Origin of the sequence: Methylobacterium currus, assembly GCF_003058325.1 — a bacterium.
GTDB lineage: Bacteria > Pseudomonadota > Alphaproteobacteria > Rhizobiales > Beijerinckiaceae > Methylobacterium > Methylobacterium currus.
Map to the genome: position 1 here is coordinate 4,515,449 of NZ_CP028843.1, position 25,669 is coordinate 4,541,117.

The window sequence follows — 25,669 nt, forward strand, 5'->3', positions numbered from 1 at the left end:
TGATCCACCCACTTCACCGGCCCCGCTGGTCGGAGCCTGGGTGTCCGCCGGCATCTTTCGCCAGAGAAGCCGGGCGGCCTCGCACCTCCGCACCGTGGAGGCCACCTCAGCGACGGCGTCTCATCGCACGCCGGCCCGCGAGGCCTGCGCCGAGACCTGCGCCTCGCCGAACAGACCGACGCCGAGCCAGGACAGGCCGGTGCCCAGGAGATCGCAGGAGACGAACAGCCCGATCGCCCAGAGGCCGGAATACGGCCACTTCGCGATGATGGCGGCGCCCAGCAGCACCGAGAGCACGGCGAAGAGGATCACGGCGGCGCGGGACGTCCGCACCTCGTGGGCGAAGGCCCAGACCGCGCGCGCCACGCCCGAGGCGATCAGGGTCGCCCCGAGGACCAGCGTGAGGGCGAGCGAGGCCTCGAGGGGCCGGAAGACCGCGGCGAGCCCGCCGATGAGATAGATCAGGCCGGCCAGGAACCGCCCGATGCGGGAGCCGAGGGCCTCGACATCGTCGGATCGCGCGAGAGCTTCGATGATCTCGACGATGCCGGCGACGATCAACAGGATGCCGAACCACAGCGTGCTGGCGACCGTGAGGGTCGTGACCATGAACAGGCCCGCGGCACCGAGGAGCAGCAACGCGCAGCCGATGGCGATGAACCAGCCGCGGTCACGCCCAGCGCCGAGAGGCGGGCGATCGAAGATTGCCGAACCGCTCATCTGTCGCCTCCATCGTCATTTCAGATCCCGAAGAGGATCGAAAGCTTGGAAAGTTCGTGATTTTGCGCTCGATATTGACGAAGGGGCGTTGATGTGGATCAAAAAGACGTCTCGGCCGGACGCGGTACGATCCTGCTTCTCGGAGGGCCGAGAGGCTTCACGAGACGGGACATCCCTGCCGTGTTCGATCGACGCCGCTCGCGCCCGACCTGCGCCCGCCCGATGGGCCTCCCGGTCTCGGCTCCTCTGCTCCTGATCCTCATGAATGCGGAGGGCCGCGCCGCCTCCGCGCATCCCGACTGGTCCGAGGCGGTGGTCGAGCCGGTGGACCGCGCGGTGACGGCGGTCTCGGACGGGCTGCTGACACGGCTCGACCGGATCGCCGCGGCCGGCGGCGACCTCGATCTCGTCCGGTCCACCCTCGCCGCCGCCGGCTGGTCGCCGATGCAGCTCCTGGCCGCGATCGCGGCCGTGGTGGCCGCGGGACTCGCAGCGGACCGGGGGACCGCCTACGCCCTCGGCCGCGCGGGCGGGAGGGGAAGCTGGATCGCACGCTGCGGTCTCCCCGCCGCCGCCGCGCTGGGAGCCGGCCTCGCCGTCGCGGCTGTCGTCTCCGGCGAGGCGGAGGCCGCCCGTCGCACTCTCCGCACCTGGGCCCTCGTCGTCCCGCTCGCCGGGCTCGCCGCGTCCCTGATCCGGGCTGCGATCGTCGAAAAGTCCGCGGCCCCGCGCTGCAAGCGTCTCGTTCCGCTCGCGCGAGGTCTGTCGACGGCGGTGGCCTGGGCGTTCGCCGGCATCGCGCTCCTGAGGACGCTCGCGCTCTGGGAGGCGGGGAGCGGGTTGCGCGACCTCGTGGGGACCGCGCTCGTCGCGGTGCCGACCGCCGGCCTGATCGCGGGCGCCTATGCGCGCGCCGGCCGGCCGCTGGCCGCCGCGCTCGCCGGGCCGCGTCCGCGGAGCGGCGGGCGGCGCGTCCTCGCCCGATGCTGGCCGGCGATCGCCGTCGCCGTCGTCGCCGTGACAATCCTGGCGTCGCAGGTGGCGACGACGCTCGGGCGGCCCCTCCCGCCGCTCGCGATCCTGGTCACGCTGGTCCTGGTGCTGATCTGGCCGCATCTCGACCGGCGGATCGCCGCCTGGGCCGAACGCGGATTCCGGGTCGAGACGGTCTCGGCAGCCGCCGTCGCGGCCCGCCGCACGGCCCGGATGGCCCTCGCCGCGGTGATCGGTGCGGCGCTCGCCGCCCTGTGGGGGGCGCCCGCCGCCCTCGGGCTCGGCATCCGGCTCGATACGCTGGCCCGGACCATGGCGGAGATCGCCGCCGTCGCGCTCGCCACCGCCTATCTGTGGAATGGGATCGGCGTCGCGACCGGCCGGGTCCTCGCCGAGGAGCGGGGCGCGCGGGACTCCGGCGGGGACGAGGCCGAGGAGGCGCCGCGGACGCGCCTCGGCACGATCCTTCCCCTCCTGGCCGGGGCCGCGAAGGCCGGGCTCGCCGCACTCGCGGTCCTGTCGGTCCTCCTGGCCCTCGGGATCAACGTCTGGCCCCTGGTCACCGGGCTGTCGGTGTTCGGCCTCGCCCTCGGCTTCGGCTCGCAATCCCTGGTCAAGGACGTCGTGTCGGGCCTGTTCTTCCTCGCCGACGACGCCTTCCGCCTCGGCGAATACATCGAGACCGCCGGTGCCAAGGGCAGCGTGGAGAAGATCTCGATCCGCTCGGTCTCGCTGCGCCACCCCCGGGGTGCGCTCGCCACGATCCCCTATGGCCAGATCGGCAAGGTGCAGAACTACAGCCGCGACTGGGTCATCGAGAAGCTGGCCTTCCGGGTCGCCTTCGACACCGACGTCGAGACGGTGCGCAGGCTGTTCAAGCAGATCGGGAAGGATCTCGAGGCCGATCCGGAACTGCGCCCGGATCTGCTGGAGCCGTTCAAGAGTCAGGGCATCGCGGCGGTCGAGGACGGGACGCTCGTCATCCGGGGCAAGTTCAAGGCGCGGGCCGGGCGCCAGTTCGGGATCCGGAGGGCCGTGCTGGCCGCCGTGCAGCGGGCGTTCCACGACAACGGCATCGTCGCCGTCGCGCATCCGACCCTGATGCCGGGGGCGCGGAGCATGGCGGGAGGGCAGGGTCTCCATTGATCCTGCTCGCGCCGTCTCTCACCGGCGCCGCGACCACGCGCGACGAGCCCCATCGGGTCGCCTATCGCTTGTCCGTCCGCCGCGCAGGTTCCGACGAGTGAGTCTTGCGTGCACGGTGAGCCCAGTGGCGCCCGCCCCAGCCGAAGCCGCGAACGACGACGACACCGGCCTCTCGCATCGCCGGAGGCAGGGCGGCCGCCGGACCGGGCAGGGCGAGAGCTGCCGGCGGTCGCAACACCGCGACCGAGAGCAGGGACGCGGCGACGAGAGGTCCCCTGATCGTCATGATCAGCTCCGTATTCATCGACGAAGCCTCCGGGCGGATGTCCGCTCCCCGCCTGTCGGGCATGGACGCGGTCGCGGGGCCGAGGGCCGGCTCGCGCGCCTTCGAGGACGATCGTGCGGCCGCGAGATCCGTCGCTCCGGTTTACGACCGGCCTGGGATCGCAGGCCTTGATCGAGATCAAGCCCGACTGGCGGCGAAGCGTGGACGGGTTCGGCATGGCTGCCGCTTCGCGTCACCGACGTCGCGGCGCCTCTCGCGGCCGGAGGGTCGTGCCGAGGTCCCACACGGCCAGGCTCTTGTCGCGCCACCCGCCGCCGCCTTCGTCGCAGCGCTCGTTCAAGAGCCGTGCCGGTGGCCCCCAGGCGAAGGGCTCACGCTCGAAATTGAGGGCGCGCCAATCGCCATCCTCGCAGTCGCGGTTGTGCTGCCACTGCGTGAACGTCGTCGTGACGAGCCAACGCGCGCCCGACCGCCTGAAATTCGCCAGCGCCCTGTCGATATTCGCGAAGCTGAGATGGACGAGGCAGTCGCGGCACAGGATGGCATCGGCCCTCGGAAGCGCGTCCTGCGTGATGTCGGCGACGTGAAATGCGAACCGGGGCGGATGATGAATCCTGTTCCGGACGATCAGATCGGCCACGATGTCGGCCCCGACGTAGCGGATGCCGCCGAGATCGATGCTCGCCATCCAGCCGGCATCGCCGCAGGGCGCGTCGAGTAGGGTGGCGACGCCCAATCCGCCGAGGAGGCCGGGCAGCCCGTCGCGGACCGCGCGGGTGGCGCCCGCCTCCGAGCCGAGGCCCGAGGCCGACGTCTCCGATCCCCAGAGGTTGTGGTCGTAGATGAACCGGAACCTGTCCGTCAGCGACGAGAGGCGGGCAACGGCCTCCCGCCGCGCGAGGAACCTCTCATGGGCGAGGACGGGCGGACGGTCGTCGTCCGGCGTTGAGGGGGCGTCAGGCGGCATCGTCGCGTCCTCGGCGCGTGGTGGCTCGTCGAGGCCAGCGCCGGAGCGGCCGGGCCTCGAACCTAGCCGAACCGGTCAGCGGCCCGTACCGACGGGGCGGGCCGTGACGGTCCGGACCGCGAGGGTCATCGCGATCGCGCTCCTGCCCGTGCCGACTGCCCGAGGCCGATGCTCTTGGCCAGCTCGGATCGGGTCCTGGCGTAAGCCTCGCAGACCATCGGATAATCGGGCGGCAATCCCCACTTGCGCCTGTACTCGTCGGCGGTGAGGCCGCGGCCGTTGAGGTGGCGCTTCAACGCCTTGTACTTCTGGCCGTCCTCCAGGCTGATGATGTAATCGTACGCCACCGTCTTCTTGATTGGCACCGGGGGCTGCAAGCGAACGGGCTCCGGTTCCGCCGGTGCGCCGAGCCTGCCGAGCGCCGCATGCGTCGCCGTGATCAAGGCCGGCAGATCCGCGATGGGAAGGCTATTCCTCGTCACATAGGCCGATACGATGCTGGCTGCCAGGCTAATCAGATCGTCGCTGGAAGTGTTAGTGGTCGTCATGGGGTATTACGATCCTGCGATTCCTAGCTTGAAATCATTGCCTCAGTGAACGAACGCGCGAGAAATATCAAATGACATAATTCGACGCCTGTGAATCACGCTCGGGGCGCGATGGTCGGCGATTGAAATCAACGTCACAATAAGTGTTGTTGCGCAGACCTGGGCACGGTCAGGACGTGTGTCGCCCTGGTGGCCGGAGCGATCTGGTCCGTTCAAGCGCGCGGGCGACGCCGACGAGAGACCCGGGGGCGTCACGTCGAGAGCCGGCGATGCTTCGCTTCGTCTCGCAGAACCAGGCGTCGGGCGTGCGGCTCGCGGCAGATCGACTGGAACGTGCCTGTCCGTTGCTCCAAGGGCAGGTCCTGCGGCGAGGCTCGGACGATCCTGTGCTTTCCATTTGACGTGCTCATGGGGCGCCCATCATGCATGCGCCGCGCCTGAGCGGCGATGGATGTCGGCCTCCTCAAGGTCATCGCGACAGATCCAGTCCCTGTCATGATCAGAAGATCACGCTGCCGCTGGTCCGCCATCCTCGCTCTCGACAGGTCGGCCGAGCCGACAAATATACTCCACTTCAGTATTAAAGGCTGCGCGAGACCCGGACAGCTTCGACGAAGAGGCTGCCTGCTCATGAATCGGCGACAGGAGAGGTGAGCGTAACTGGGAGGATACACTGCTATCAAATGACACAAACAGGCGGGCCCTGCGAAGCAATAATGCCCCCTTGAACGGGCGCGAAGCCCTGCCTCCGGACTGAGCGATGATCGACCCGGTGACCACAACGCCTGCGGATCCAGGCGGCACCGACCGTCTCAGCACCGATGAGCTCCGCCACACACTGGATGAGGTCGGAGTGTGCATCTGGTCGTTGGACCTGCCGACGAACCGGATCACCGTGTCCTCGGCATGCGCGCGCCTCTTCGGCGTTCCGTCCGAGCGGCTGACGTCCTTTGCCGCGACGCAATCCCTGGTGCATCCCGACGACCGCCGCGCCCGGGCGGAGGCGATCGAGCGCACGCTGCGGGAGGGCGGCGCCTACGAGATCGACTATCGCGTCGTGCGGCCCGACGGCGAGACGTGCTGGCTGCGCTCGCGCGGGCGCGTCCTGCTCGGCGCGGACGGCCGGGCTTGCCGGCATCGCGGCATCGTCGTGAGCATCGACGAGCAGAAGCGGGTCGAGGCGGACCTGCGCGCGCGTGAGGCGCATCTGCGCTCCATCCTCGACACCGTGCCGGATGCCATGGTGGTCATCGACGAGGGCGGCCTGATCCATTGGTTCAGCGCGGCGGCCGAGCGCCTGTTCGGCTACGCCGCCGAAGAGGTGATCGGGCAGAACGTCCGGATCCTGATGCCGGAGCCGAGGCGGACCGAGCATGACGGCTACCTCGCCCGCTACCGCCGCACGGGCGAGCGCCGCATCATCGGCACCAGCCGGGTAGTGACGGGCTGCAGGCGCGACCGCTCGACTTTCCTGATGGAGCTCGCCGTCGGGGAGATGCGCTCGGGCAGGCAGGTCTTCTTCACCGGCTTCATCAACGACCTCACCGAGCACCAGCAGATCCAGGCCCGCCTGCAGGAACTCCAGTCCGAGCTGGTCCACGTGTCACGCCTGAGCGCGATGGGCGAGATGGCCTCCACGCTGGCCCACGAGCTCAACCAGCCGCTCGGCGCCATCGCCAACTACACCAAAGGGTGCCGCCGCCTCCTCGCCCATCCCGATCCCGATCCCGGCACCGTCGCCACGGCGGTGGACGTCCTCGACAAGGTCGCCGAGCAGGCGCTGCGGGCCGGCCAGATCATCCGCCGGCTGCGCGACTTCGTCGCCAGGGGCGAGACCGAGCGGCGCGTCGAGCCGGTCGCGCGGCTGATCGAGGATGCCTGCGCCCTGGCCATGGTCGGCGCCCGCGAGCAGGGCATCGCCCTCCACCTCGCGCTCGACCGCCGGGTCGGCTCAGTCCTCGCCGACCGGGTCCAGATCCAGCAGGTCCTCGTCAACCTGATCCGCAACGCGCGCGAGGCCATGGCACGGAGCCCTCGCCGAAGGCTCGGCATCGACGCGCGGCTCCTCGCCCCCGACCGGGTCGAGATCGCCGTCTCGGATACGGGACCCGGGATCGCCGACGAGGTGGCCGGGCGCCTCTTCCAGCCCTTCGTCAGCACCAAGCCGGGCGGCATGGGCGTCGGGCTCTCGATCTGCCGTACCATCAGCGAGGCGCATGGCGGGCGGCTGGAGGTCGAGCGCAACGAGGCCGGCGGCGCCACCTTCCGGCTGACCCTGCCGGCGGCGAAGGACGAGGAGCCGGGCCATGGCGGCTGAGCTGGTGCACGTGGTGGACGACGATCCCGCCATGCGGGATTCGCTCGCCTTCCTGCTCGAGACCTCCGGCTTCGGCGTGCGCCTCTACGAGACTGGGACCGACTTGCTCGCGAGCGCCGCGACGCTGGCCTCGGGCTGCGTCCTGACCGACATCCGCATGCCCGGCATCGACGGGCTCGACCTCATCCGACGCCTGCGCGAGGCCGGACACGCGCTGCCCATCATCGTGATGACCGGCCACGGCGACATTCCGCTCGCCGTGGAGGCGATGAAACGGGGCGCCTGCGACTTCATCGAGAAGCCGTTCGACGACGAGGTGCTCCTGGGGGCCTTGCGCACCGCGTTGTCGCCTGGCCGAACGGCCAAGGCGGCCAATCCGACCGTTCAGGACTTCCTGCAGCGGGTCGGGACGCTCAGCGAGCGCGAGCGTCAGGTCCTGGACCGTCTGGTCGCCGGGGCCACCAGCAAGGAGATCGGTCGCGCCCTCGACATCAGCCCGCGCACCGTGGAGATCTACCGGGCGAAGCTGATGGCCAAGACCCAGGCGCCCACCCTCCAGGACCTGGTGCGCCGGGCGGTGCTGGCCGGCCTCGCCTGACGTTCTTGAGGCAGGTCAAGGCGGGCAGCTCCCGGGTACCCGAAGGTCGGGGTCCCGTCCCCGAGCCTCGATCCTCACGGCCGGCCCCATGGTGAGCGCTTCCCCCATCTACGTCGTGGACGACGATCCGGCGGTCCTGCACTCGACCCGCTTCCTGTTCGAGAGCGAAGGGCACAGCGTCGAGACCTTCGCCAGCGGGTCCGAGCTTCTGTTGGCCTTTCCCGGGCCGTGCCCGCTCTGCGTGCTGCTCGATCACGTCATGCCGGGCATGGACGGGCTCGAGGTCTGCCGACGCCTGCAGGACCTCGATGCCGGCGTTCCCGTCATCCTGATCACCGGCCATCCCAACCCGCACATCCGGACCCGGGCGCGCGATGCCGGGATTCCCCTCATCGACAAGCCGCTCGCCTTCGAGACCGTCGCCGGCCTTCTCGCGGCCGGCCGCCTCGCATCGGATCCCCGTGGATCGCCGTGACGGCAGGGGCGCGCGACACACCTCGCTCGGCGACGTGCCTGGCCCTGGTCGGGCAGCCCACCGCGGGTCTTTGCGGGCGCGGCGGCTCTTCGCGGAGCGGCCCAGAGCGAGCCTCGGGAGGATACGACTCGCCTTCCCCGTTCCGGCTGGAGGCCGAGCCTGACGGGCGCCGCCCCGGGCGCCTTGATCCAGCGCAAACCGGTCGCTTCGGCATGCGCATCGAAGCGACGGCCGGGTTCGATCGCACGCCCATCCGCCTCGCTCACGCCCGCGCGATCTCGCCGCGGAAGGTTGCGCATTTTCCCGCCGTCCCATCTCCAGCGTATTGGCCCGCAGATCGTCTACTATCCCACGGTGGCCTAGCCGGTGTGAGCGTGATCAGCTGATCGAGATAGGCCGGGATGCAGATGTTGATCCAGATCAACGTCGGGATACATTGAGACATACATCCTTCGGGGTGCGACGTTGAGGCCGAGCATGCCACATCACCTCATCCGCAAGCTTGACCCTTGCGCAAGTTTCTCGACGGACGACAGGCAGATGCTGCAGCAGCTCGTTCGCGATGCCGTCTGCTTCAGCCCCAATCAGGACTTGATCGAAGAGGGCGTTGCCCTGCGGCATGTGAGAGTGATCCTGGAGGGATGGGCCTGCTGCTACAAGCAACTCGACGATGGGCGCCGGCAGATCATCGCGTACCTGATTCCCGGTGATGTGTGCAGCACGCCCCTTAATTTTCCGAATGCCGTTAATTATTCTGTGAGAGCCCTGACCATCGGCCGGTCGGCCCAGATCAATGGGCGAGACATCGTGTCAGCGATGGAACGATCACCTGGCATCGCGCGTGCATTCTGGTTCGACATGCTCGCCACCTCCGCCATCCAGCGTGAATGGACGGCGAATGCCGGCCTGCGCACGGCCCGCGAGCGCATCGCTCACTTGTTCTGTGAAATCATCATCCGCATGCGTGCTGTCGGACTGGCCGACGATGACAGCTGCACTCTGCCGATCACGCAGGAAGATTTGGGCGAGACGGTCGGCCTGTCGACCGTTCACGTGAACCGTATCTTGCAGGAGTTGCGCGCGGCGGGCCTGATCACGTTGAAGCGCCAGCTGCTTACGATCCCGGATTTCGCCGCCCTGCAGAGGCTCGCGCAGTTCAACGACAACTACCTGTGCCGCGCAGGTCCTGTCTATCGCGCAAACCATGCGCCTGCCCCACACCAACTCGCCGCATTGATTGCCGGCAATGCGCTCGGAGTTTGAGTTTTCATCTATAATAGCACACTTGAAAAAATTATAGCTGTAAATCATTATCAATATTGCAAATGATCATAATATTTATATTTTCACCCTATGATCTAATATTTCTTAGATTTTTGGATTGCGATCCCGATTTTCATCACGTTCAAGCAATTTATATGAAATAAATCATACTTACATTGCCGACAAACATGACTAGCCAACCGCGTGATTCCTGCCGTGATGAAGGTGCCGAGGCGGCACTGCGCGCATCGCAGGGCGATATGGCTCTGTGACGGGCCCGGCCACGGCATCGATCCGTGCGCTGTCGTCACGGATGATGGCGTGACGACGTGAGCGGTCGGTGCGCCGGGGTTTCCGGGCTCGCGCCGCGGCACTCTGCGGCCCGCTCCACCGTCACCCGCTCCGCCATGAAGGCCGCGCCTACGTAGTTGCCCTTAAGCAGGTCCGCTTAAGCGGTCGACCGGAATTCCGGGAGGACAATATTCCGGACACTCTCACCCTCGTCCAACGGGATGAGGAACGCACCAATGTCGCGAGAGATGGTCCGGCCTGCTGTTCCAAGCCCGATCGTGAGCCCCCGCACGCCAGTGATAGCCGGCGGCGGCGGCGCCCTCTTCGCCGGGTGCCCCGAACTCATCGGCACGCCCTCGACGTACGGCCGCGAGGAGGAGATCTTCGGGGAAGGCGAGGAGGCCGAGAGCGTCTACCGGGTGGTGCAGGGCGCTGTCCGCACCCACAAGGTGCTGAGCGACGGCCGGCGCCAGATCACCGGCTTCCACCTGCCCGGCGACCTGTTCGGCTTAGAGCAGGGCGAGACCCACCGGCACAGCGCCGAGGCCCTGTCCGGGACCCGGGTCCTGATCTTCAAGCGGCGGCAGATCGAGCGGATCGCCACCCACCGGGCGGAGGTCGCCTGCCAGCTCTGGAGCCTGGCGACCCGCTCCCTGCGCCACGCCCAGGACCACATGCTGCTGCTCGGGCGGCGCTCGGCGCTCGAACGCGTCGCCGCCTTCCTGCTCGACGTCGATCTGCGCCTGGGCGGCACCGGCACGTTCGACGTGCCGATGACCCGCCGCGACATCGCCGATTATCTCGGGCTGACCATCGAGACCGTCTCGCGCACGATCTCCCAGCTCGAAGGCGAGGGTGCGCTCCTGCGCACCGGCGGGCGGCAGGTCAGCCTGCGCCGCAGCCGGATGCACCGGCTCGTCGAGGATTGAGCGCCCGCCGGGCACCCGGAAAGGTCATGAGGGGAGGTCGCCATGACGACGTTCGACGCGCGCGAGGAGGCCTTCGAGCGCCAATTCGTGCACGAGGAGGACAAGCGCTTTCAGGAACGCACGCGTCGCAACCGGCTTCTGGCGCGCTGGGCCTGCGCGCGGATGGAGCTCGGCCCCGACGCGGCCTCGCGCTTCACCGACACCTTCGTCGCGCAGACCGTGCTCCTCGACGACGAAGCGCTCCTGGCGCGCCTCGCCGTGGAACTCGCGGCGGCAGGTGCCGACGAGCCGGTCTCCGTGCTGTGCCGGGAGATGCAGCGCTGCGCCGGGCTCGCCAGGGCGGAGAGCCGCGGCGGCCTTGCGCTGGATCAAGGCTCGTCCCTGGAGCCCGCCCGAGAATTCGACGAACGCGGGACGATCTCGACGAACGCAGCTTGCGTCACCGGGAGCGATGCCGAGGGAGCCATGCCGAAGGGGGCCATGCCGAAGGGGACCATGCCATGACCGACAAGGATCTGCGCCGCGACGTCCTCGACGAACTCGACTTCGATCCCAGCCTCGACGCGGCCGAGATCGGCGTCGCCGTCGCGGAGGGCGTCGTCACCCTGACCGGCCATGTCGGCAGCTACGCCGAGCAGGTCGCGGCCGAGCGCGCGGTGCGCCGCGTGAAGGGCGTGCGCGCCATCGCCCAGGAGATCGAGGTCCGCTTCCCCCAGGCCAAGAAGGTGATGGACGACCAGATCGCCGCGCGGGCGCTGGCGATCATCGACTGGTCGGTGCACCTGCCGAAGGACGCCATCCAGGTCCGCGTCGCCAAGGGCTGGATCACGCTGACCGGTGCCGTGCCCTGGCAGTACCAGGTGGCGGGGGCGGAGGCGGCCGTGCGCAAGCTGTCCGGCGTCGTCGGGGTGTCGAACCTGATCGAGGTCCGGCCGGAGGTCCGGCCCAGCGCGGTCCGGAGCAAGATCCTGGAGGCCTTCCGGCGCCACGCCCTGCTCGATGCGGATGCGATCACGATCCGGGTCGAGGGAGACCGGGTCACCCTGGAAGGCGCCGTCTCGTCGCTCGCCGAGCGGGAGGCCGCCGAGCGTGCGGCCTGGTCGGTCCCGGGCGTGCGCGCCGTCGAGGACCACACCGTCGCCATGACCTGAGGAGAGAGACCTGAGGAGACGACCATGGCTCATGACATCGCCCATGGAACACCACGCGGAACGCAGGCGCCCGGTCGGCGCGCGCATGGCCGCGGCGCCGCCGCTCCCGGCCCGGGCCCATCGGCCGAGCTGCACCGCGTGACCCTGACGCTGGCGCGCTGCCCCGAGCATCCCGACGGCAGCGCCGGCCGCGGCTACGACCTCGTCGCGCCGCTCGGGCCGGGCGGCCGCCTCGACGCCGCGCTCTGGCGCGAGGCCCGCGACCATTGCCGCGTGCGCCGCTTCTGGACCGGCGAGCCGGACCGCCACGGACGCCTCGTCCACCGGGCCGGCGGGGAGGGCGGGGCGACCTGGCTCATCGACTACGACGACCGCACCACGGACGACGACGAGCCCGGCTACCGCCTCGGAACGCACGCCTTCGTGGTGGGCGAGTACGTCTCGATCCGCGACGCCGGCAGCGGGGACTTCCAGACCTTCATGGTCGCGTATGTAAGCGAGGTGACCCCGGACCGGGAGCCGTGACCGTCCGGCTTCCGCGCCGCGGAACCCTCGACCATGGGGGCAGGGCCGTGGTCGGCCCGGCCTCGAAATGCCCCGAGAGCCTGTTCGACCGACTCGACGGTCTCGACGCCCTCCTCGACAGTCCGGCTCCGCTGAGCGGCCCCGGACTGTCGAGGAGGGCGTGACGACGTCGGAGGTCGATCGAACGGGCTCTAAGCAGAGCTGCACAGGGTGACTCTGCTTGTATTGGCAACTCAGCTTATCTTTTTGTTTTTGGATTATTTGCGTCGCCGAACCGGTGACCACGTCGGCGAATGATGCTTCGTCCGGCCAGGGGCTCCCCGGCATCGCGGATCGATGCCGGGGGACGGCGTCTCAGCGTCGCTCCTCGGGCATGATGGTCCAGCCGTCCACCGTCTCGGCCGGGCCGGAGCGGCCCGGATCCCCCGCCCCCCTGTCCTGCCCACCGATCCCGCCATCGCCCTGCATGATGTCGCCCTCGACCCGGCGCGGATCCGGCTGCGCCGGGTCGTGCCGCTCCGGCCAGGCCCAGTTCCGGATCTCCGGCAGGTCCTCGCCGGTCCGGCAGACATGGGCATGGTGGGCGGCGAGCGCGTCCCGCAGCGCCTGCTCGGCGTGGTCGCCCCGGGTCCCGAGGCGTCGCGGGACGGTGCGCAGGGCCGCTTGCGCGAGGTGGTAGCGGTCGAGCCGGTTCAGCACGCACATGTCGAACGGCGTCGTCGTGGTACCTTCCTCGACGAAGCCGTGCACATGGAAGCTGTCGTGGTTCCGGCGCCGGTAGGTCAGCCGGTGGATGAGCCACGGATAGCCGTGATAGGCGAAGACCACCGGCCGGTCGCGGGTGAACAGGCTGTCGAAGGTGGCGTCGTCGAGCCCGTGCGGATGCATCTCGGGCGAGGCCAGCGTCATCAGGTCGACGACGTTGACGACGCGCAGGCGCAGGTCCGGCACGTGCCGGCGCAGCCACTCGACTGCCGCCAGGGTCTCCAGGGTCGGCACGTCGCCGGCGCAGGCCATCACCACGTCGGGCTCGACCTCGCCTTCGTTCGAGGCCCACCCCCAGATCCCGGCGCCCGCCGCGCAATGCGCCGCCGCCGCGTCGAGATCGAGCCATTGCGGAGCCATCTGCTTGCCGGCCACCACCACGTTGATGCGGTCGTGGGTGCGCAGGCAGTGGTCCATGACGCAGAGCAGGGTGTTGGCGTCCGGCGGCAGGTAGATGCGGGCCGTGTCGCCACGCTTGTTGGCGAGGAAGTCGATGAAGCCCGGATCCTGGTGGCTGAAGCCGTTATGGTCCTGGCGCCAGACGTGGGACGACAAGAGGATGTTGAGCGAGGGCACCGGCCGGCGCCAGGGCAGGGCGCGGGACCCCTTGAGCCACTTGGCGTGCTGGTTCACCATCGAGTCGACCACGTGCACGAAGGCCTCGTAGGTCGCGAACAGGCCGTGGCGGCCGGTCAGCACGTAGCCCTCGAGCCAGCCCTCGCAGAGATGCTCGCTCAAGACCTCCATCACGCGACCGTCCCGGCCGAGATGATCGTCGCCCGGCAGGATCGGGCCCTGCCAGGCGCGGATCGTGACGTCGAACACCGCGTCGAGGCGGTTCGAGGCGGTCTCGTCGGGCCCCATGATGCGGAAGTTGCGGGCCTCCCGGTTCAGGACCAGGGTCTCGCGCAGGTAGCGGCCGAGTTCTCTTGTCGCCTCCGCGGTGACGCGGCCCGGTGCCGGCACCTCGACCGCGAGGGGCGCCAGCTCCGGCAGGCGCAGGGGCCTCGACCCGTGCCCGTTGGCGTGAGGGTTCGCCGAGAGGCGCCGCGGCCCCGTCGGCGCCAGGGCCGCGAGATCCGACGCGGGCGCGCCGTCGGCCGTGAACAGCTCCTCCGGGTGGTAGGAGCGCATCCAGCGCTCCAGGATCGCGAGGTGCTCCGGGTTCTCGCGCACGGACGCGACCGGGACCTGATGCGACCGCCACGTCCCCTCGACCGGCTTGCCGTCGACCGTCCTCGGCCCGGTCCAGCCCTTCGGGCTGCGCAGCACGATCATCGGCCAGCGCGGGCGCCCGGTCGCCCCACGCCGCGCCTGGTCCCGGATCGCCGCGATGGCGTCGAAGGCCGCGTCGAGGGCGACCGCCATCGCCTGGTGCATCGGGCCGGGCTCGTGACCCTCGACGAAGACGGGGGCGTAGCCGTAGCCGACGAGCAGGCTCTCCAGCTCGTTCCGCTCCAGGCGGGCGAGGAGGGCCGGATTGGCGATCTTGTAGCCGTTGAGGTGCAGGATCGGCAGCACCGTGCCGTCGCGCAGCGGATCCAGGAACTTGTTCGAGTGCCAGGAGGCGGCGAGCGGTCCCGTCTCCGCCTCGCCGTCGCCGATCACGCAGGCGACGGTCAGGCCCGGATTGTCGAGGGCGGCGCCGAAGGCGTGGGCCAGCGCGTAGCCGAGCTCGCCGCCCTCGTGGATCGAGCCCGGCAGGTCCGGCGAGGCGTGGCTCGGAATGCCGCCCGGGAACGAGAATTGCCGGAACAGGCGCGCCATCCCGTCGGCGTCGCGCGACACGTCCGGGTAGAGCTCGCCATAGGTCCCTTCGAGCCAGGCATTGGCGACGAGGCCGGGGGCGCCGTGGCCGGGTCCCCAGACCGCCATCATGTCGAGGTCGCGCTGGCGGATCACCCGGTTCAGGTGCGCGTAGATGAAGTTCAACCCCGGCGTGGTGCCCCAATGCCCGAGAAGGCGCGGCTTGACGTGCTGGGGCCCCAGGGGCTGGCGCAGCAGCGGGTTGTCCATCAGGTAGATCTGCCCGACCGACAGGTAGTTGGCGGCACGCCAATAGGCGTCGATCTCGCGCAGGGCCTGCGGTCCGAGCGGGCCCGGCACGAAGGGCAGATCGTGCTCCTCGCGTCGTTCGGCTCCGATGCGGCGCGGCGGCTGCGTTGCGCCCGTGGTCGCTTCCATCTCGGCCTCCCGGCTTTTCGCCCATTTCGGCGGATCGCGGGCGACCGTGCCGGCAAGGCCGTCGGTCGGCCTTGAGGTGGATCAACGCTCGCTGCGGGCCTGCGCCCGACGCGGGAGGCGTCGCCCGGGACGGCCACCTGGAGGCGCCGCGTCCCGTCGCCCGGACGTGATCGAGACCGCGGGCAGGCCGGTCCCGAGGCTCCGTCGCCGCCGGCAGAGACGGCGTGCAGAGACGGCTCGCCGGAAGCGACGACCCCGGGTCGCCGCCTTGGATCGTCGCATCGGATTGTCGCGCCGGGTCATCGGGCGCAGAGATGTTCCTGGATCTCGCTCACGGTGTTCTTCGTCAGATCCTGGTCGACCTCCGCCACGACGATGCGCCGGAGCCGCTCGGGCAGGGCGAGGCGCAGGACGGCGAGGGTGCGCGGCGCGGCGACGATGACCAGAGCCGAGATCGGACCGGCGAGGCGGGCGAGCCCTTCCGCGATCTCGGCCGCGAAACGCTGCTCGGCCTGCTCGTGCCAGTCCGTCTGCGCGATGGCGCTGCGGCGCTCGTCGACCCGGACGCGGGTCGGCCGGTCGGTGCCCTGCTCGTGGGTCGCCGGGTTGGGCGGTGCTTCGGTCACCTGCTGGATCTGGAGGTTCGGGTTGAGCGGGTATCCCTCGTTGCGCAGCACGAGGGCCTTCCGGCCGTCGGCGACGAGGACGCATCCGTGATGCGGGATCAGCAGAGGAGGCTTCGCGGTCATCAGGTCGCTCCCGCCCTTCCGGTCGATGGCTCATCAGGCAGCAGACCGGGCTGCCGGCCGGCAGGTCCCGGGTGACAGGTCCCGGGTGACAGGTCACAGGTGACAGGTCACAGGTGACCCCGAAGGCCCGCCCGCGCAGGCGCGTCGGGCCGAAGGCACCCGCCACGATCAGGCCGGCCCGACATCGTCGGCACGCCGGCCCACCCGGCGCAGGCGCTCGGCGGACCTCCGGCGCGGGAGCGACGGCGCCCGGGATGCCGGCGCCTGTCATGCGGGCCCTGCGGTCGGTCCGGGCGGGCCTCGTGTCCGCGCACGGGGATGGAGACGAGCCCGCGCCCCGCGCCGCGGTTCAGGCGACGGTGAGCCGGTCGACGACGGCCCGGACGCCGGGGGCGGACCAGGCCGCGGTCTCGGCCAGCCTGAGCTCGTGCCAGGCATGCACCTTGCCCTCGAGCGTCACTTGCGCGTCCTCGACCGTCACCCGGATCGCGTCCGCCTCGACCTCGGCGCTGCGCTTGAGCGCCGCCTCGATCTTCCTGCGCACGTCGGCCGCGTCCGCCCGCGGGGTCACGTCGATCATGTTGACGATGCCGGCGACGCCGGTCAGCCGCTTGAGCGCGGCGCGCGCCTCCTCCCGCTGGTACTGCCACTCGACCTGGCCGGTCAGCGTCACCCAGCCGTCCTGCACCTTCACCTGCACGGCGTTCTTCGGCACGGTCACCGCCCAGTCGAGCATCTGCACCGCCCGGTGGGCCAGGTCCTCGTCGCGCGGCGGCGCGTCGCCGGCAAAGCGCACCGTGATCTCCTCGACGACGCCGCGCACGCCGCGGACCTTCCGGGTGGCCTTCTCGGCGGCCACGCGCTCGGTGTAGCTCGCGACGTGCCCGGTGAGCGTGACGATGCCGTCCTCGACCGCGACGCCGATATGGGCGGCGTCGATGCTCGGATCGAATTCGAGCTCGTCGATGACGTTCTGGCGGATCATCCTGTCACTCATGAGTGCCTCCTTGGATGGCTCCTTGATCCCGTCCGGGGCGGGGCCGACCGAGACCCGGCCGAGGGCGAAGATGAGGCTAGGCCCGGCAGGCGGTCGGACATTGATCCAGCGCAAGGGCGCCGCCGGCCGACAGGCGATCCGCCATGGGGCAGGTCCAGCGTCCCCGGCGCTCGCCCGGCCCCGCATGGCCGGCGGCGACGGTCCCGATCATCTCGGCCGCCCCGAAGAGCCGGTCGAGCCGGGGCACGTCGACGAAGGCACGCGGGATCGGCGCCGGCCCGGCGATCAGGGCGAAGGGGATGCCGCGCCGCCGCAGCGCGCAGGCGAGCGGGAAGCCCGAGCCCCGGTTCAGGTCCGTGCTGACCACGGCGAAGGCAGGGGGCGCCGCATCCAGGCTCGCGAGAGCCTCCGTGCAGGTGCCGTAAGGACCGCTGACCGTGCAGCCGGCATCGGCCAGCACGTCCTCCAGCCACAGGCCCGGCAGGGCCTGCGGCTCGGCCACCAGCACGACCGGCGCGGGTGTCGTCGTCTGCATCGCCTTGCCTCCCCTGAACCCCATTCCTTGAGCACTCGCGATCGGGCCCAGGATGGGAGGATGGGAGGGGCTCGCGTTGCGCTGGATCAAGGGCTGCGCGATCGATGAGGCCGGCGTCGCATCGCGGGTCCGCGGCCGCCCCGTCTCAGCCCTCCGCGACCGTGGGGGCGGCGGCGGACAGGATTCCGCGGGCCACCTTCAGGGCGGCGTCGAGGTCGTCGCGATCCGTCCCGTAGCGGCGGCGCAGCGCCTCCAGCCAGGGCGCGGGTCCGTCATCCGCCCCTGGAATCTCGGAGAACGGAACATGGTACATTCCGTCGAGCGCCTCGATCCCGTACGCCGTCACGGCCCATTGCCGCCCCTGCCAGTGAACGGGCTCGCCAAGGTCGTGGCTCATCGCAGCCTCCTCATGCAGGGCGTTCGGTCGGGACCACGGCCCCGCGTCTGTCCGCCCGCAGGCCCCAGCCGACGATGCCGACGGTCTCGCAGAAGCGGGGCCCGGCCCTGTCCGTGGCCGAGACCGGGCACGGCGACCACGGCCTCCTGGTGGAGGCGGCGGCGGTCGTGGCCGGCATCGTCCGGGACGACCTCGTGGTCGGTCACGAACAGCATGCCCCTCTCCGTCTTCCGGATGCGGGATCATCGGCGCCGCGGGGGGCCGTGGCCTTGATCCAGCGCAAGGTCGGTGAGGGGGCAGACCAGCCGATCCGCAGCAGGCCGTCGAGCGTGCCGGGGCGCCCCGGCACCGGCATGGCCCTCACTCCCGATCCTGTCGGCGGAACCGCGCGAAGCGCTCCGCCAGGACCGGCAGCACGGAGAGGTTCAGGAGCGTCGAGCTGGCGAGCCCGCCCAGGATCACGATCGCCATCGGCCCCTCGATCTCGCGGCCCGGCTCGCCGGCGCCGAGCGCCAGGGGCAAGAGACCGAGGCCGGTGACCAGGGAGGTCATCAGGATCGGCACCAGGCGGTCGGCGGCCCCCTCGATCGCCGTGGCTCGCGTCCATGGCCGTCCCTCGACGAGCACGAGGTGCTCGTAATGGGCGATCATCATGATCGTGTTGCGCAGCGAGATGCCGAACAGCGTCACGAAGCCGACGATGACGCCGAGGGAGACGAGGCCGCCGGTCGCGGAAACGGCCATGACCCCGCCGACGAAGGCGAAGGGGGTGTTGACGAGGATCAGCACGAGGTTGGCGAAGGAGCCGGTGACGACGGCCAGCAGGAGCACGATCCCGAGCCCGGCGAGCCCGGCATAGAGCGCCAGGTCGCGGCGGGCCCTGGCCTGGGCCTCGGCCGCGCCTCCGACGCTGATGAAGACGCCGGGAGGCGGCTTCACCTCCCGGGCGATCTTGCGTTTGACGGCCTCGGTGAAGGAGCCGATGTCCCGGCCCTCGACATTCGCCGTGACCACCCGCACCCGCTGCGCCCCGTGATGCGCGACGGCATAGCGCCCCACCGTCTCGTAGATGTCCGCGACCTGCGACAGGCGGATATGGCTGCCGCCGGGGGTCCGCAGGGGCAGGTCGCCGAGGCTCGCCAGCCGGGAGCGAGCGGCCGGATCGAGGACGACCACGACGTTGAACACCGCATTGCCCTCGTAGGACTGGCCGACCGTGTCGCCCTGGAAGGCCGTGCGGGCGAGCTCCAGCACCTCGATCGCGTCGAGGCCCCAGTGGCGCAGGTCGTTGGGGCGCAAGGAGAGGTTGATCTGCGGCAGGCCCGCCGGCGACCTGAGCTGGATGCCGGCGGCGCCCCGGATTTCGGCGAGCTCCCGGGCCACGTCCCGGGCGGCCGCCTCGATCCGGTCGAGATCCGCCCCGTAGACGCTGACCACCACCGGGGCGGTGAAGCCCGAGACGACCTCCTCGATACGCTCCGTGAGGAAGGTCTTCAGCGAGACGGTCACCCCGGGCGTGGCCGCCATCAGCGCCCGGATCCCGGCCTCGGCCCGGTCCTGGGCCGCGCCGTCGAGCCCCGGCGTGAGATCGATGTGGATCTCGCTCTCGTGGGTCCCGCCGAGATCGTAGCCCGCCTCGGCCCGGCCGACCTGCTGGGCGACGGCCCGCACCCCCGGCACCGCCTTGAGGCCCGCCGTGACGTGGCCCCCGAGCCGCAGGGTCTCCTGCAACGACGTGCCGGGGGCCGTGGCCATGTGAAGGATGAAATGCCCCTCCTTGAGGTCGGGGAGGAAGGCGCCGCCGAAGGACGGGACCGGGACGGCGCCCGCCAGGATGGCAAGCAGGCCCGCCGCCCCCACGAGGACGGGGTGCCGCGAGAGGGTTCCGAGGAGGCGGACATAGGCGCCGCGCACCGCCCGGATGACCGGCGGCTCCCGGGCGGCCAGGCGTTCGCGCCCGGTGAGCAGCAGGCGCGCGAGGGCCGGCGTGACGGTAAGGGCCACGACCAGGGAGGCCAGCACCGCCAGGATGTAGGCGAGCGCCAGGGGGCCGAACAGGCGGCCGGGCACGCCGGAGAGCGCCAGCACCGGCAGGAAGACCAGCAGCACCGCGAAGGTCGCGTAGGCGACCGAGACCCGGACCTCCAGGATGGCGGCCAGCACCACCCGGGCCTCCGGCAGCGGGTCCGGCAGGCGCCGGTTCTCCCGCAGGCGGCGCACCGCGTTCTCGACGCCGATCACCGCGTCGTCGACCACCTCGCCGATGGCGATGGCGAGGCCGCCGAGCGTCATGGTGTTGAGGCTCAGGCCGAACGCCCCGAGCACCAGGACCGCGCCGATGAGCGAGAGCGGGATCGCCGCGGCGCTGATCAGCGCCGTGCGCCAGTCGAACAGGAAGATGAGCAGGACCGCCACGACGAGGAGGCCGCCGAGCGCCAGGGCCTGCAGGACGTGGCCGGTGGCCTGCGCGACGAAGCCGGCCGGGCGGAAGAGGTCGGTGCGCAGGGTGATCCCGTCCCCGGCGAGACCCGGTTGCAGCTCGGCGAGCGCCGCCTCGACCCCGTCCGCGACCGCGACGGTGTTGGCCCCGTACTGCGCGCCGATCATCATCAGGACGCCCGGCTGCCCGTCGACCAGGGCGGCGCTGATCGCCGGTTCCGGACCGGCGACCACGTCGGCGACGTCGCCCAGCACCACGCTCGCGCCGCCCTCGTTGACCAGCACCGTGCGGGCGACCGCCGCCGGGGTCACCGACTGCCCCTCGGTCTGGAGGGTGATGCGCTGGTTGACCGTGTCGATGAAGCCGGCCCCGCGCAGTCCGGTCGCCTTGCGGCCGGCGGCGAGCACGTCGGCGAGGCCGATGCGGAAGCGGATGAGATCCTGCGGCCGCACCTGGATGCGGATCGAGCGGATGTCGCCGCCATAGACCAGCACCTCGCCCACCCCCGGGGCCGCGAGGAGGCGCAGGCGCACCCGCCAATCCGCCACCGTCCGCAGGTCCATGAGCGAGCGCGTGTCCGAGGTCAGGCCGACGAGCAGGACCGCGCTCGTCGACGAGGTCAGCGCCGTCATGGTGGGGGGCGCCACGCCCTGGGGCAGCCGGCCCGCGATCCCGGCCAGCCGCTCGCCGACGCGCTGGCGCGCCCGGTCGATGTCGCTGCCGGCGCGGAAGGTCGCGGTCACCACCGAGACCCCCTGGATCGAGTTCGACCGCAAGGTCGCGAGGCCGGGCAGGCCGCTGACCGCCCCCTCGACGGCCTGCGTCACGAGCACCTCGACCTGTTCCGGGTTGAGGCCGGGCGCCTCGGTCTGCACCGTCACGGTGGGGGGAGCGAATTCCGGGAAGACGTCGTACTGGGCCGAGCCCAGGGCAACGAGGCCGTAGACGACGAGCGCCAGGGCGAGGGCGACGACGATCCCCGGCCGGCGCACGGCGGCGCGGACCAGGGCCGCCTGGAGGCCCGATGCGGGGGGCGTCGGCGGTTGCCCGGCAAGGGGCGGCCCGTCGGCCGGCGGCGGGTTCGTCGGGGTCACGCCTGGTGCTCGGCCTTCATAGGGCGCTCGGTCGTCGTCTGGCGCTCAGTCGTCATCCGTGTCGCCGGAGGCCTGGGTCTGGCCCTTCAGCTCCTCGCTGAGCACCGCCTGCGGCCCGGTCACGACGATGTCCGCATCCCCGCCGAGGTCGTCGATCACGTAGCGGTCCGCGGACATCGCGGCATCGGGCTTGAGCGGGTGCCGGGCGAAGGTGTCGGCGCCGATGCCCCGGTAGATCCAGGCGCTTCCCTGCCAGTGGATCACGGCGCTCTCAGGCACCGCGATCCCCACGCTCTCCCGCGGCGAGGTGAGGAAGGCCTGCACGCTCATGCCCGGCAGGAGGCCGCCGTCGCCGGCCACGAGGTAGTAGTAGCTCACGCCCTGGATGCGCTGGTCGGTCCGCGTCGCCGGCGAGACGAAGCGCATGGTCACGCGCTCGCTCTGCGGCGGCACCTCGGCGAAGGCCGTGGCCGGGGGCGCCCTCATCGCCTCGCCGGAGGGCAGCGTCACCTGCACCAAGAGGTCCGCCCGCTCGATCAGGCGGGTGACGAGGGGGGCCCGCTCGACGATCGCCCGGCCGAGCACCGGACCCCATTCCTGCTGCGCGGTGGCGGCGAGGGTCCGCACCTGCGACTCGGCGGCGGCGACCGCCGCCTCGTCGGTCTGGGCGGTGCCCTCGACCGTCTCCAGCTGGGCGCCGGCGACGAGCGTCGGGCCGAGGCTCCGGGCCCGACGCAGGGCGCCGGCGGACACCTCCGCCCGGGCCTTGGCGGTGCGCAGGGCGGCGACCGCCCCCGCGTAGCTGTTGGTCAGGTCGGTGATGCGGGCGAGGTCGAGGACGCTGCCATAGGCCAGGATCTCGATCCGGTGCGGCTGCGGCACGAGGTGCGCCGTCACGACGCCGATGCGGGCCCGCTCCTCCTCCGTCAGCCGCACGGCCACGCGGCCGGCCACCCGCGATACGCGAGGCTGTCCCTGGCTCCGCGCCGGCTCGCTCGTGACGCCGCAAACGCACGCCGCCAGCACCGCGGACAGCATCGCCCGCCGCATCATCGCGCCTCCCCTTCGGTGTCCCGTTCCCGGCACCGGTCGCCCGGCACCTGTCGCCGTTTCTGCCCGGCTTTGCGCGAGCGGTCCACCCGACGGTCGAGCTTGGACCAGGGAGTCGGCCGGGTTAGGTCCGGAAGGCTCGCGAATCCGCGTCCGGATGATGTCGTGTCAGGATCCCGGGCCAGGATCGGGCGGGCCGGGGCGTCGCGCGCCTCACGCCGGCTCGACGGGTCCGCCAGCTTTCTCCAGCGCGGCGAAGCCCCCGGCCACGTGAGCGACCGGACCCAGGCCCATCTCCTGGAGCGCCTTGGCGGCCAGGGCCGAGCGGTTGCCCGAGGCACAATAGAGGATCAGCCTCCGGCCGCCCCCGAGCTCGGCCTTGTGGCTCGGGCTCGCCGGATCGGCCTGGAACTCCAGCACGCCGCGCGGCACGTGGATCGCACCGGCGATCCGGCCGGTCCTGGCCAGCTCCTCGCCCTCGCGCACATCCACGAGCACCGTGCCGGGCTGGCCGAGGCCGCGCAGCGCCTCCTCGGCCGACAGGGTCCGCACCTCGCGGTTCGCCTCGGCCACCAGGTCCTTCGCGCTCTTGCCTGTCATGCTCGCCTCCGTCATTCGCCCCGTCACTCGCCCCATGCCGCGCCGGCGAGGGCGTCGAGCGGGATCTTCAGGTAACGCCGTCCGTTCGCCTCGGGCTCGGGCAGGCGCCCGCCGCGGATGTTCACCTGCAAGGCGTGCAGGATGAGCCTCGGCATCGGCAGTCCGCGGTCGCGGGCCTCGCGCATCCGCACGAACGCCTCCTCGCCCGGGGTGTCGACCAGGTGAAGGTTCTCCGCCCGCTGTTGCGCGACCGTGCTCTCCCAGGCCGCGGCGCGCCCGCCCGGGCGGTAATCATGCCCGGTGAACAGCCGCGTCCCGTCCGGCAGCGCCAGGATGCGCTGGATGCTGCGCCAGAGCGCGTGGGCGTCGCCGCCCGGGAAGTCGGCCCGGGCCGTGCCGCTATCGGGCATGAACAAGGTGTCGTGGATGAAGGCGGCGTCTCCGATCCGGTAGGCGATGGAGGCCAGGGTGTGGCCCGGCGTGAACATCACCTCGGCCTCCAGGTTGCCGATCCGGAAGCGCTCGCCATCGGCGAAGAGCCGGCTCCACTGCGAGCCGTCGGTCCGGACCGTGTCGGGCAGGTTGTAGAGCCCCTTCCAGAGCGTCTGCACCGCGACCACCTTCTCGCCGATGGCGGTCGGGGCGCCCGTCCGGTCATGCAGGTAGCCGGCGGCCGAGAAATGGTCGGCATGCGGGTGCGTGTCGAGGATCCACGCCAGCGCGTATCCCTCACGTTCGAGATGGGCGAGGAGGGCGTCGGCGGAGCGGGTGGCGGTCGCGCCGGATTTCGGGTCGAAGTCGAGGACCGGGTCGATGATGGCGCAACGCTTCGTCTCGGGATCGGCGACGACGTACTGGACGCTGCCGGTCGGCTCGTCATGGAAGCCGGCGACGATCGGCGGTCCGCCCAGGGGCGCGGTAGTCCGGTCGGGCATGGATCTGCTCCATTGCGGATTCAGCAGCGAGGGGCGGCAGGGCTCCGCGGGCGACGAGAGAGAGGCCGGCCAGCATGACGAGGCCGGCGACCCCGCCGGAGGCCATGACGAGACCGGATGTCGGCAGGCCGGGCATCATGCGTCGTCGCCCTGCAAGGCGGTTGGCGTCGAGGCCGGCGAGGGCAGGAGGGTGACGAGCACCATGCCGACGACCATCGCGGCCACGAAGATCGCGGCGGGAGCCGAGGCGACCGTGAGCAGGGTCAGGGCCGGCCCGGGGCAGAGGCCGGCGAGCCCCCAGCCGACGCCGAAGATCGCGGCGCCGGCGACCAGGCGCGGGTCGAGGTCGCGCCGGGTCGGGATGTCGAGCCGGGCGGCGAGCAAGGGCCGGCCGCGGCGCGTCGCGATGCGGTAGCCGATGGCGAAGACCGAGACGGCGCCCGCCATGACGAAGGCGAGACTCGGATCCCAGCGGCCGGCCACGTCCAGGAAGGCCAGGACCTTGGCCGGATCGGCCATGCCGGACACGATCAGGCCGAGGCCGAACAGCAAGCCGGCGGCGAAGGCGGAGGCGGTTCTGGCCATGGCTCAGGCTCCGAGCACGTGGCGGACGACGAAGACGGTCAGGATCGCGACCGCCATGAAGGTGCCGGTGGCGACGAGGGAGCGGGGCGAGCCCCGGCCGATGCCGCAGACGCCGTGGCCGCTGGTGCAGCCGGACCCGAGACGCGCGCCGATTCCGACCAGCAGGCCCGCGAGGATCAGGCGCGGGAGCGACCCCTCGACCGTCACCGGCGGCAGGATGCCGCCGAGGACGGCATAGGCGGTCGGCGCCAGGACCAGGCCGGCCAGGAAGGCGACCCGCCAGCCGCTCTCGCCCGGCTTCGGGGCGAGCAGGCCGCCCAGGATGCCGCTGATTCCGGCGATGCGCCCGTTGAGGAGCAGGAACAGGGCCGCGGAGGTTCCGATCATGATCCCGCCGAGGGTGGCCGTGAGTGGCGTGAAGGTGTCCATCGCCGTCGGATCCCTGTTCCGGTCCGCGAGGCCGGTGCGGTCCCTCGGGGGAGCTTGCACCGCGGCTTCGCGATCGCGCATTTACATTAGATAATGCTTATTTAGATATCTCTAATGTTTCTGACAAGGGAGCCCGGCACCGCCAGTCCCCCGACCTGAACCGCCGCTTCCCGACCGTCTCGATGTCGCCGACGCCCATTCCGCAATCCCGCTCCCGCACGAGACCGCCGCTCCTTGCGGGAGGGCCGCAGCGGGACCGATCCCCGGAGGTCGCGTGAGGTCAGGCGAGGTCCGGGCAGAAGATGTCCTTCAGGGTGGCGAGCAGCTGCGCGGCCCGGGGGTCCTCCAGCCGGTAATACAGCGTCTGGCTCTCCCGCCGGAACGCGACCAGCCCGTCCTCCCGCAGCCGGGCGAGGTGCTGGGACAGGGCCGATTGGCTGAGCCCGACCGCTTCGGCGAGGCTCGTGACGTCCCTCTCGCCCTGGGCGGCCAGCAGGCACAGGATGAGCAGGCGCTTCTCGTTGGCGAGGAGGCGAAGAAGGCGCGCCGCGTCGCCGGCCTTGTCCTGGAGGCGCATCCATTCGGTCGGCGGCGTGGCGTCCATGGCCCCAGTCTCGCGTGCCGGACACGGGTCGGTCCGGTGACCCTCATACCATGCCGGTGCACCGTCCCGCCCGATGCGGTGCGAGCCGCCGCCGAA

The 25,669-nt window shown here is 71.1% G+C and carries 24 protein-coding genes; 9 read left to right on the plus strand and 15 right to left on the minus strand.

The genetic code is table 11. The features are described from left to right. Window positions 1-120 precede the first annotated feature (120 nt). The gene (locus DA075_RS20975; protein WP_099954867.1) at window positions 121-720 is read right to left on the minus strand and encodes an HdeD family acid-resistance protein; all 600 of its coding nucleotides are present in this window, start codon (window positions 718-720) and stop codon (window positions 121-123) included. A gap of 180 nt (window positions 721-900) precedes the next feature. On the opposite strand from DA075_RS20975, the gene DA075_RS20980 reads away from it, so the two are divergent. Next, window positions 901-2,859 carry a mechanosensitive ion channel family protein gene (locus tag DA075_RS20980; protein ID WP_099954868.1) on the plus strand — a complete coding sequence of 653 codons (1,959 nt, stop codon included), beginning with the start codon at window positions 901-903 and terminating at the stop codon, window positions 2,857-2,859. A 518-nt stretch (window positions 2,860-3,377) separates the two neighbouring features. Here the strand turns inward: DA075_RS20980 and DA075_RS20985 are convergent. Together DA075_RS20985 and DA075_RS20990 are read right to left on the minus strand one after the other, a co-directional pair. Beyond that, window positions 3,378-4,112: a class I SAM-dependent methyltransferase gene (locus DA075_RS20985; protein WP_099954869.1), complete on the minus strand. Its 735-nt coding sequence runs from the start codon at window positions 4,110-4,112 to the stop codon at window positions 3,378-3,380. Between the two features lie 125 nt (window positions 4,113-4,237). Then, window positions 4,238-4,660: a Ros/MucR family transcriptional regulator gene (locus DA075_RS20990; RefSeq protein WP_099954870.1), complete on the minus strand. Its 423-nt coding sequence runs from the start codon at window positions 4,658-4,660 to the stop codon at window positions 4,238-4,240. 760 nt (window positions 4,661-5,420) lie between these two features. Here DA075_RS20990 and DA075_RS21000 point away from each other — a divergent pair. From DA075_RS21000 to DA075_RS21035, 8 genes are all read left to right on the plus strand, one after another. Then, window positions 5,421-6,977: a sensor histidine kinase gene (locus DA075_RS21000; protein WP_099954872.1), complete on the plus strand. Its 1,557-nt coding sequence runs from the start codon at window positions 5,421-5,423 to the stop codon at window positions 6,975-6,977. Continuing rightward, window positions 6,967-7,575, plus strand: a complete 609-nt coding sequence (fixJ, locus tag DA075_RS21005) for a response regulator FixJ (RefSeq protein WP_099954873.1) — start codon at window positions 6,967-6,969, stop codon at window positions 7,573-7,575. Before DA075_RS21000 ends, fixJ begins: the two co-directional genes overlap by 11 nt. 88 nt (window positions 7,576-7,663) lie before the next feature. Beyond that, on the plus strand, window positions 7,664-8,050 hold the full coding sequence (locus tag DA075_RS21010; RefSeq protein ID WP_099954874.1) for a response regulator transcription factor: 387 nt from the start codon (window positions 7,664-7,666) through the stop codon (window positions 8,048-8,050). A 540-nt stretch (window positions 8,051-8,590) separates the two neighbouring features. After that, window positions 8,591-9,313, plus strand: coding sequence for a Crp/Fnr family transcriptional regulator (locus DA075_RS21015; RefSeq protein WP_164712428.1), 723 nt, complete (start codon window positions 8,591-8,593; stop codon window positions 9,311-9,313). A gap of 539 nt (window positions 9,314-9,852) precedes the next feature. Beyond that, window positions 9,853-10,533 (plus strand): helix-turn-helix domain-containing protein, encoded by a 681-nt coding sequence (locus tag DA075_RS21020; protein ID WP_099956712.1) that lies wholly within the window; start codon window positions 9,853-9,855, stop codon window positions 10,531-10,533. 42 nt (window positions 10,534-10,575) lie between these two features. Continuing rightward, entirely contained in the window at window positions 10,576-11,037 is a 462-nt protein-coding gene (locus tag DA075_RS21025; RefSeq protein ID WP_099954876.1) for a DUF1476 domain-containing protein, read from the plus strand. Beyond that, on the plus strand, window positions 11,034-11,684 hold the full coding sequence (locus DA075_RS21030; RefSeq protein WP_099954877.1) for a BON domain-containing protein: 651 nt from the start codon (window positions 11,034-11,036) through the stop codon (window positions 11,682-11,684). Before DA075_RS21025 ends, DA075_RS21030 begins: the two co-directional genes overlap by 4 nt. Before the next feature lie 36 nt (window positions 11,685-11,720). After that, the gene (locus DA075_RS21035; RefSeq protein ID WP_414468152.1) at window positions 11,721-12,209 is read left to right on the plus strand and encodes a hypothetical protein; all 489 of its coding nucleotides are present in this window, start codon (window positions 11,721-11,723) and stop codon (window positions 12,207-12,209) included. Window positions 12,210-12,563: 354 nt separating this feature from the next. On the opposite strand, the gene DA075_RS21040 is transcribed toward DA075_RS21035, so the two are convergent. The 12 genes from DA075_RS21040 to DA075_RS21095 all read right to left on the minus strand — a co-directional run bounded on the left by DA075_RS21040 (window position 12,564) and on the right by DA075_RS21095 (window position 25,573). Next, window positions 12,564-15,158, minus strand: a complete 2,595-nt coding sequence (locus tag DA075_RS21040) for a phosphoketolase family protein (protein WP_099954878.1) — start codon at window positions 15,156-15,158, stop codon at window positions 12,564-12,566. A 299-nt stretch (window positions 15,159-15,457) separates the two neighbouring features. Then, complete coding sequence (locus DA075_RS21045) at window positions 15,458-15,907, minus strand: host attachment protein (protein ID WP_099954879.1); 450 nt, start codon at window positions 15,905-15,907, stop codon at window positions 15,458-15,460. 349 nt (window positions 15,908-16,256) lie between these two features. Next, on the minus strand, window positions 16,257-16,904 hold the full coding sequence (locus tag DA075_RS21050; protein ID WP_099954880.1) for a BON domain-containing protein: 648 nt from the start codon (window positions 16,902-16,904) through the stop codon (window positions 16,257-16,259). A 76-nt stretch (window positions 16,905-16,980) separates the two neighbouring features. Beyond that, window positions 16,981-17,439, minus strand: coding sequence for a response regulator (locus DA075_RS21055; protein WP_099954881.1), 459 nt, complete (start codon window positions 17,437-17,439; stop codon window positions 16,981-16,983). 145 nt (window positions 17,440-17,584) lie between these two features. After that, entirely contained in the window at window positions 17,585-17,836 is a 252-nt protein-coding gene (locus DA075_RS21060) for a hypothetical protein (protein WP_099954882.1), read from the minus strand. Window positions 17,837-18,196: 360 nt separating this feature from the next. After that, window positions 18,197-21,370 (minus strand): efflux RND transporter permease subunit, encoded by a 3,174-nt coding sequence (locus DA075_RS21065; RefSeq protein WP_099954883.1) that lies wholly within the window; start codon window positions 21,368-21,370, stop codon window positions 18,197-18,199. 45 nt (window positions 21,371-21,415) lie between these two features. After that, window positions 21,416-22,420 carry an efflux RND transporter periplasmic adaptor subunit gene (locus tag DA075_RS21070; protein ID WP_420813157.1) on the minus strand — a complete coding sequence of 335 codons (1,005 nt, stop codon included), beginning with the start codon at window positions 22,418-22,420 and terminating at the stop codon, window positions 21,416-21,418. Between the two features lie 213 nt (window positions 22,421-22,633). After that, window positions 22,634-23,020 (minus strand): rhodanese-like domain-containing protein, encoded by a 387-nt coding sequence (locus DA075_RS21075; protein ID WP_099956714.1) that lies wholly within the window; start codon window positions 23,018-23,020, stop codon window positions 22,634-22,636. A gap of 23 nt (window positions 23,021-23,043) precedes the next feature. Beyond that, entirely contained in the window at window positions 23,044-23,955 is a 912-nt protein-coding gene (locus DA075_RS21080) for an MBL fold metallo-hydrolase (protein ID WP_099954884.1), read from the minus strand. A gap of 135 nt (window positions 23,956-24,090) precedes the next feature. Beyond that, the gene (locus DA075_RS21085) at window positions 24,091-24,540 is read right to left on the minus strand and encodes a YeeE/YedE family protein (protein ID WP_099954885.1); all 450 of its coding nucleotides are present in this window, start codon (window positions 24,538-24,540) and stop codon (window positions 24,091-24,093) included. A 3-nt stretch (window positions 24,541-24,543) separates the two neighbouring features. Then, window positions 24,544-24,969: a YeeE/YedE family protein gene (locus DA075_RS21090; RefSeq protein ID WP_099954886.1), complete on the minus strand. Its 426-nt coding sequence runs from the start codon at window positions 24,967-24,969 to the stop codon at window positions 24,544-24,546. 280 nt (window positions 24,970-25,249) lie between these two features. Further along, on the minus strand, window positions 25,250-25,573 hold the full coding sequence (locus DA075_RS21095; RefSeq protein ID WP_099954887.1) for an ArsR/SmtB family transcription factor: 324 nt from the start codon (window positions 25,571-25,573) through the stop codon (window positions 25,250-25,252). Window positions 25,574-25,669 lie beyond the last annotated feature (96 nt).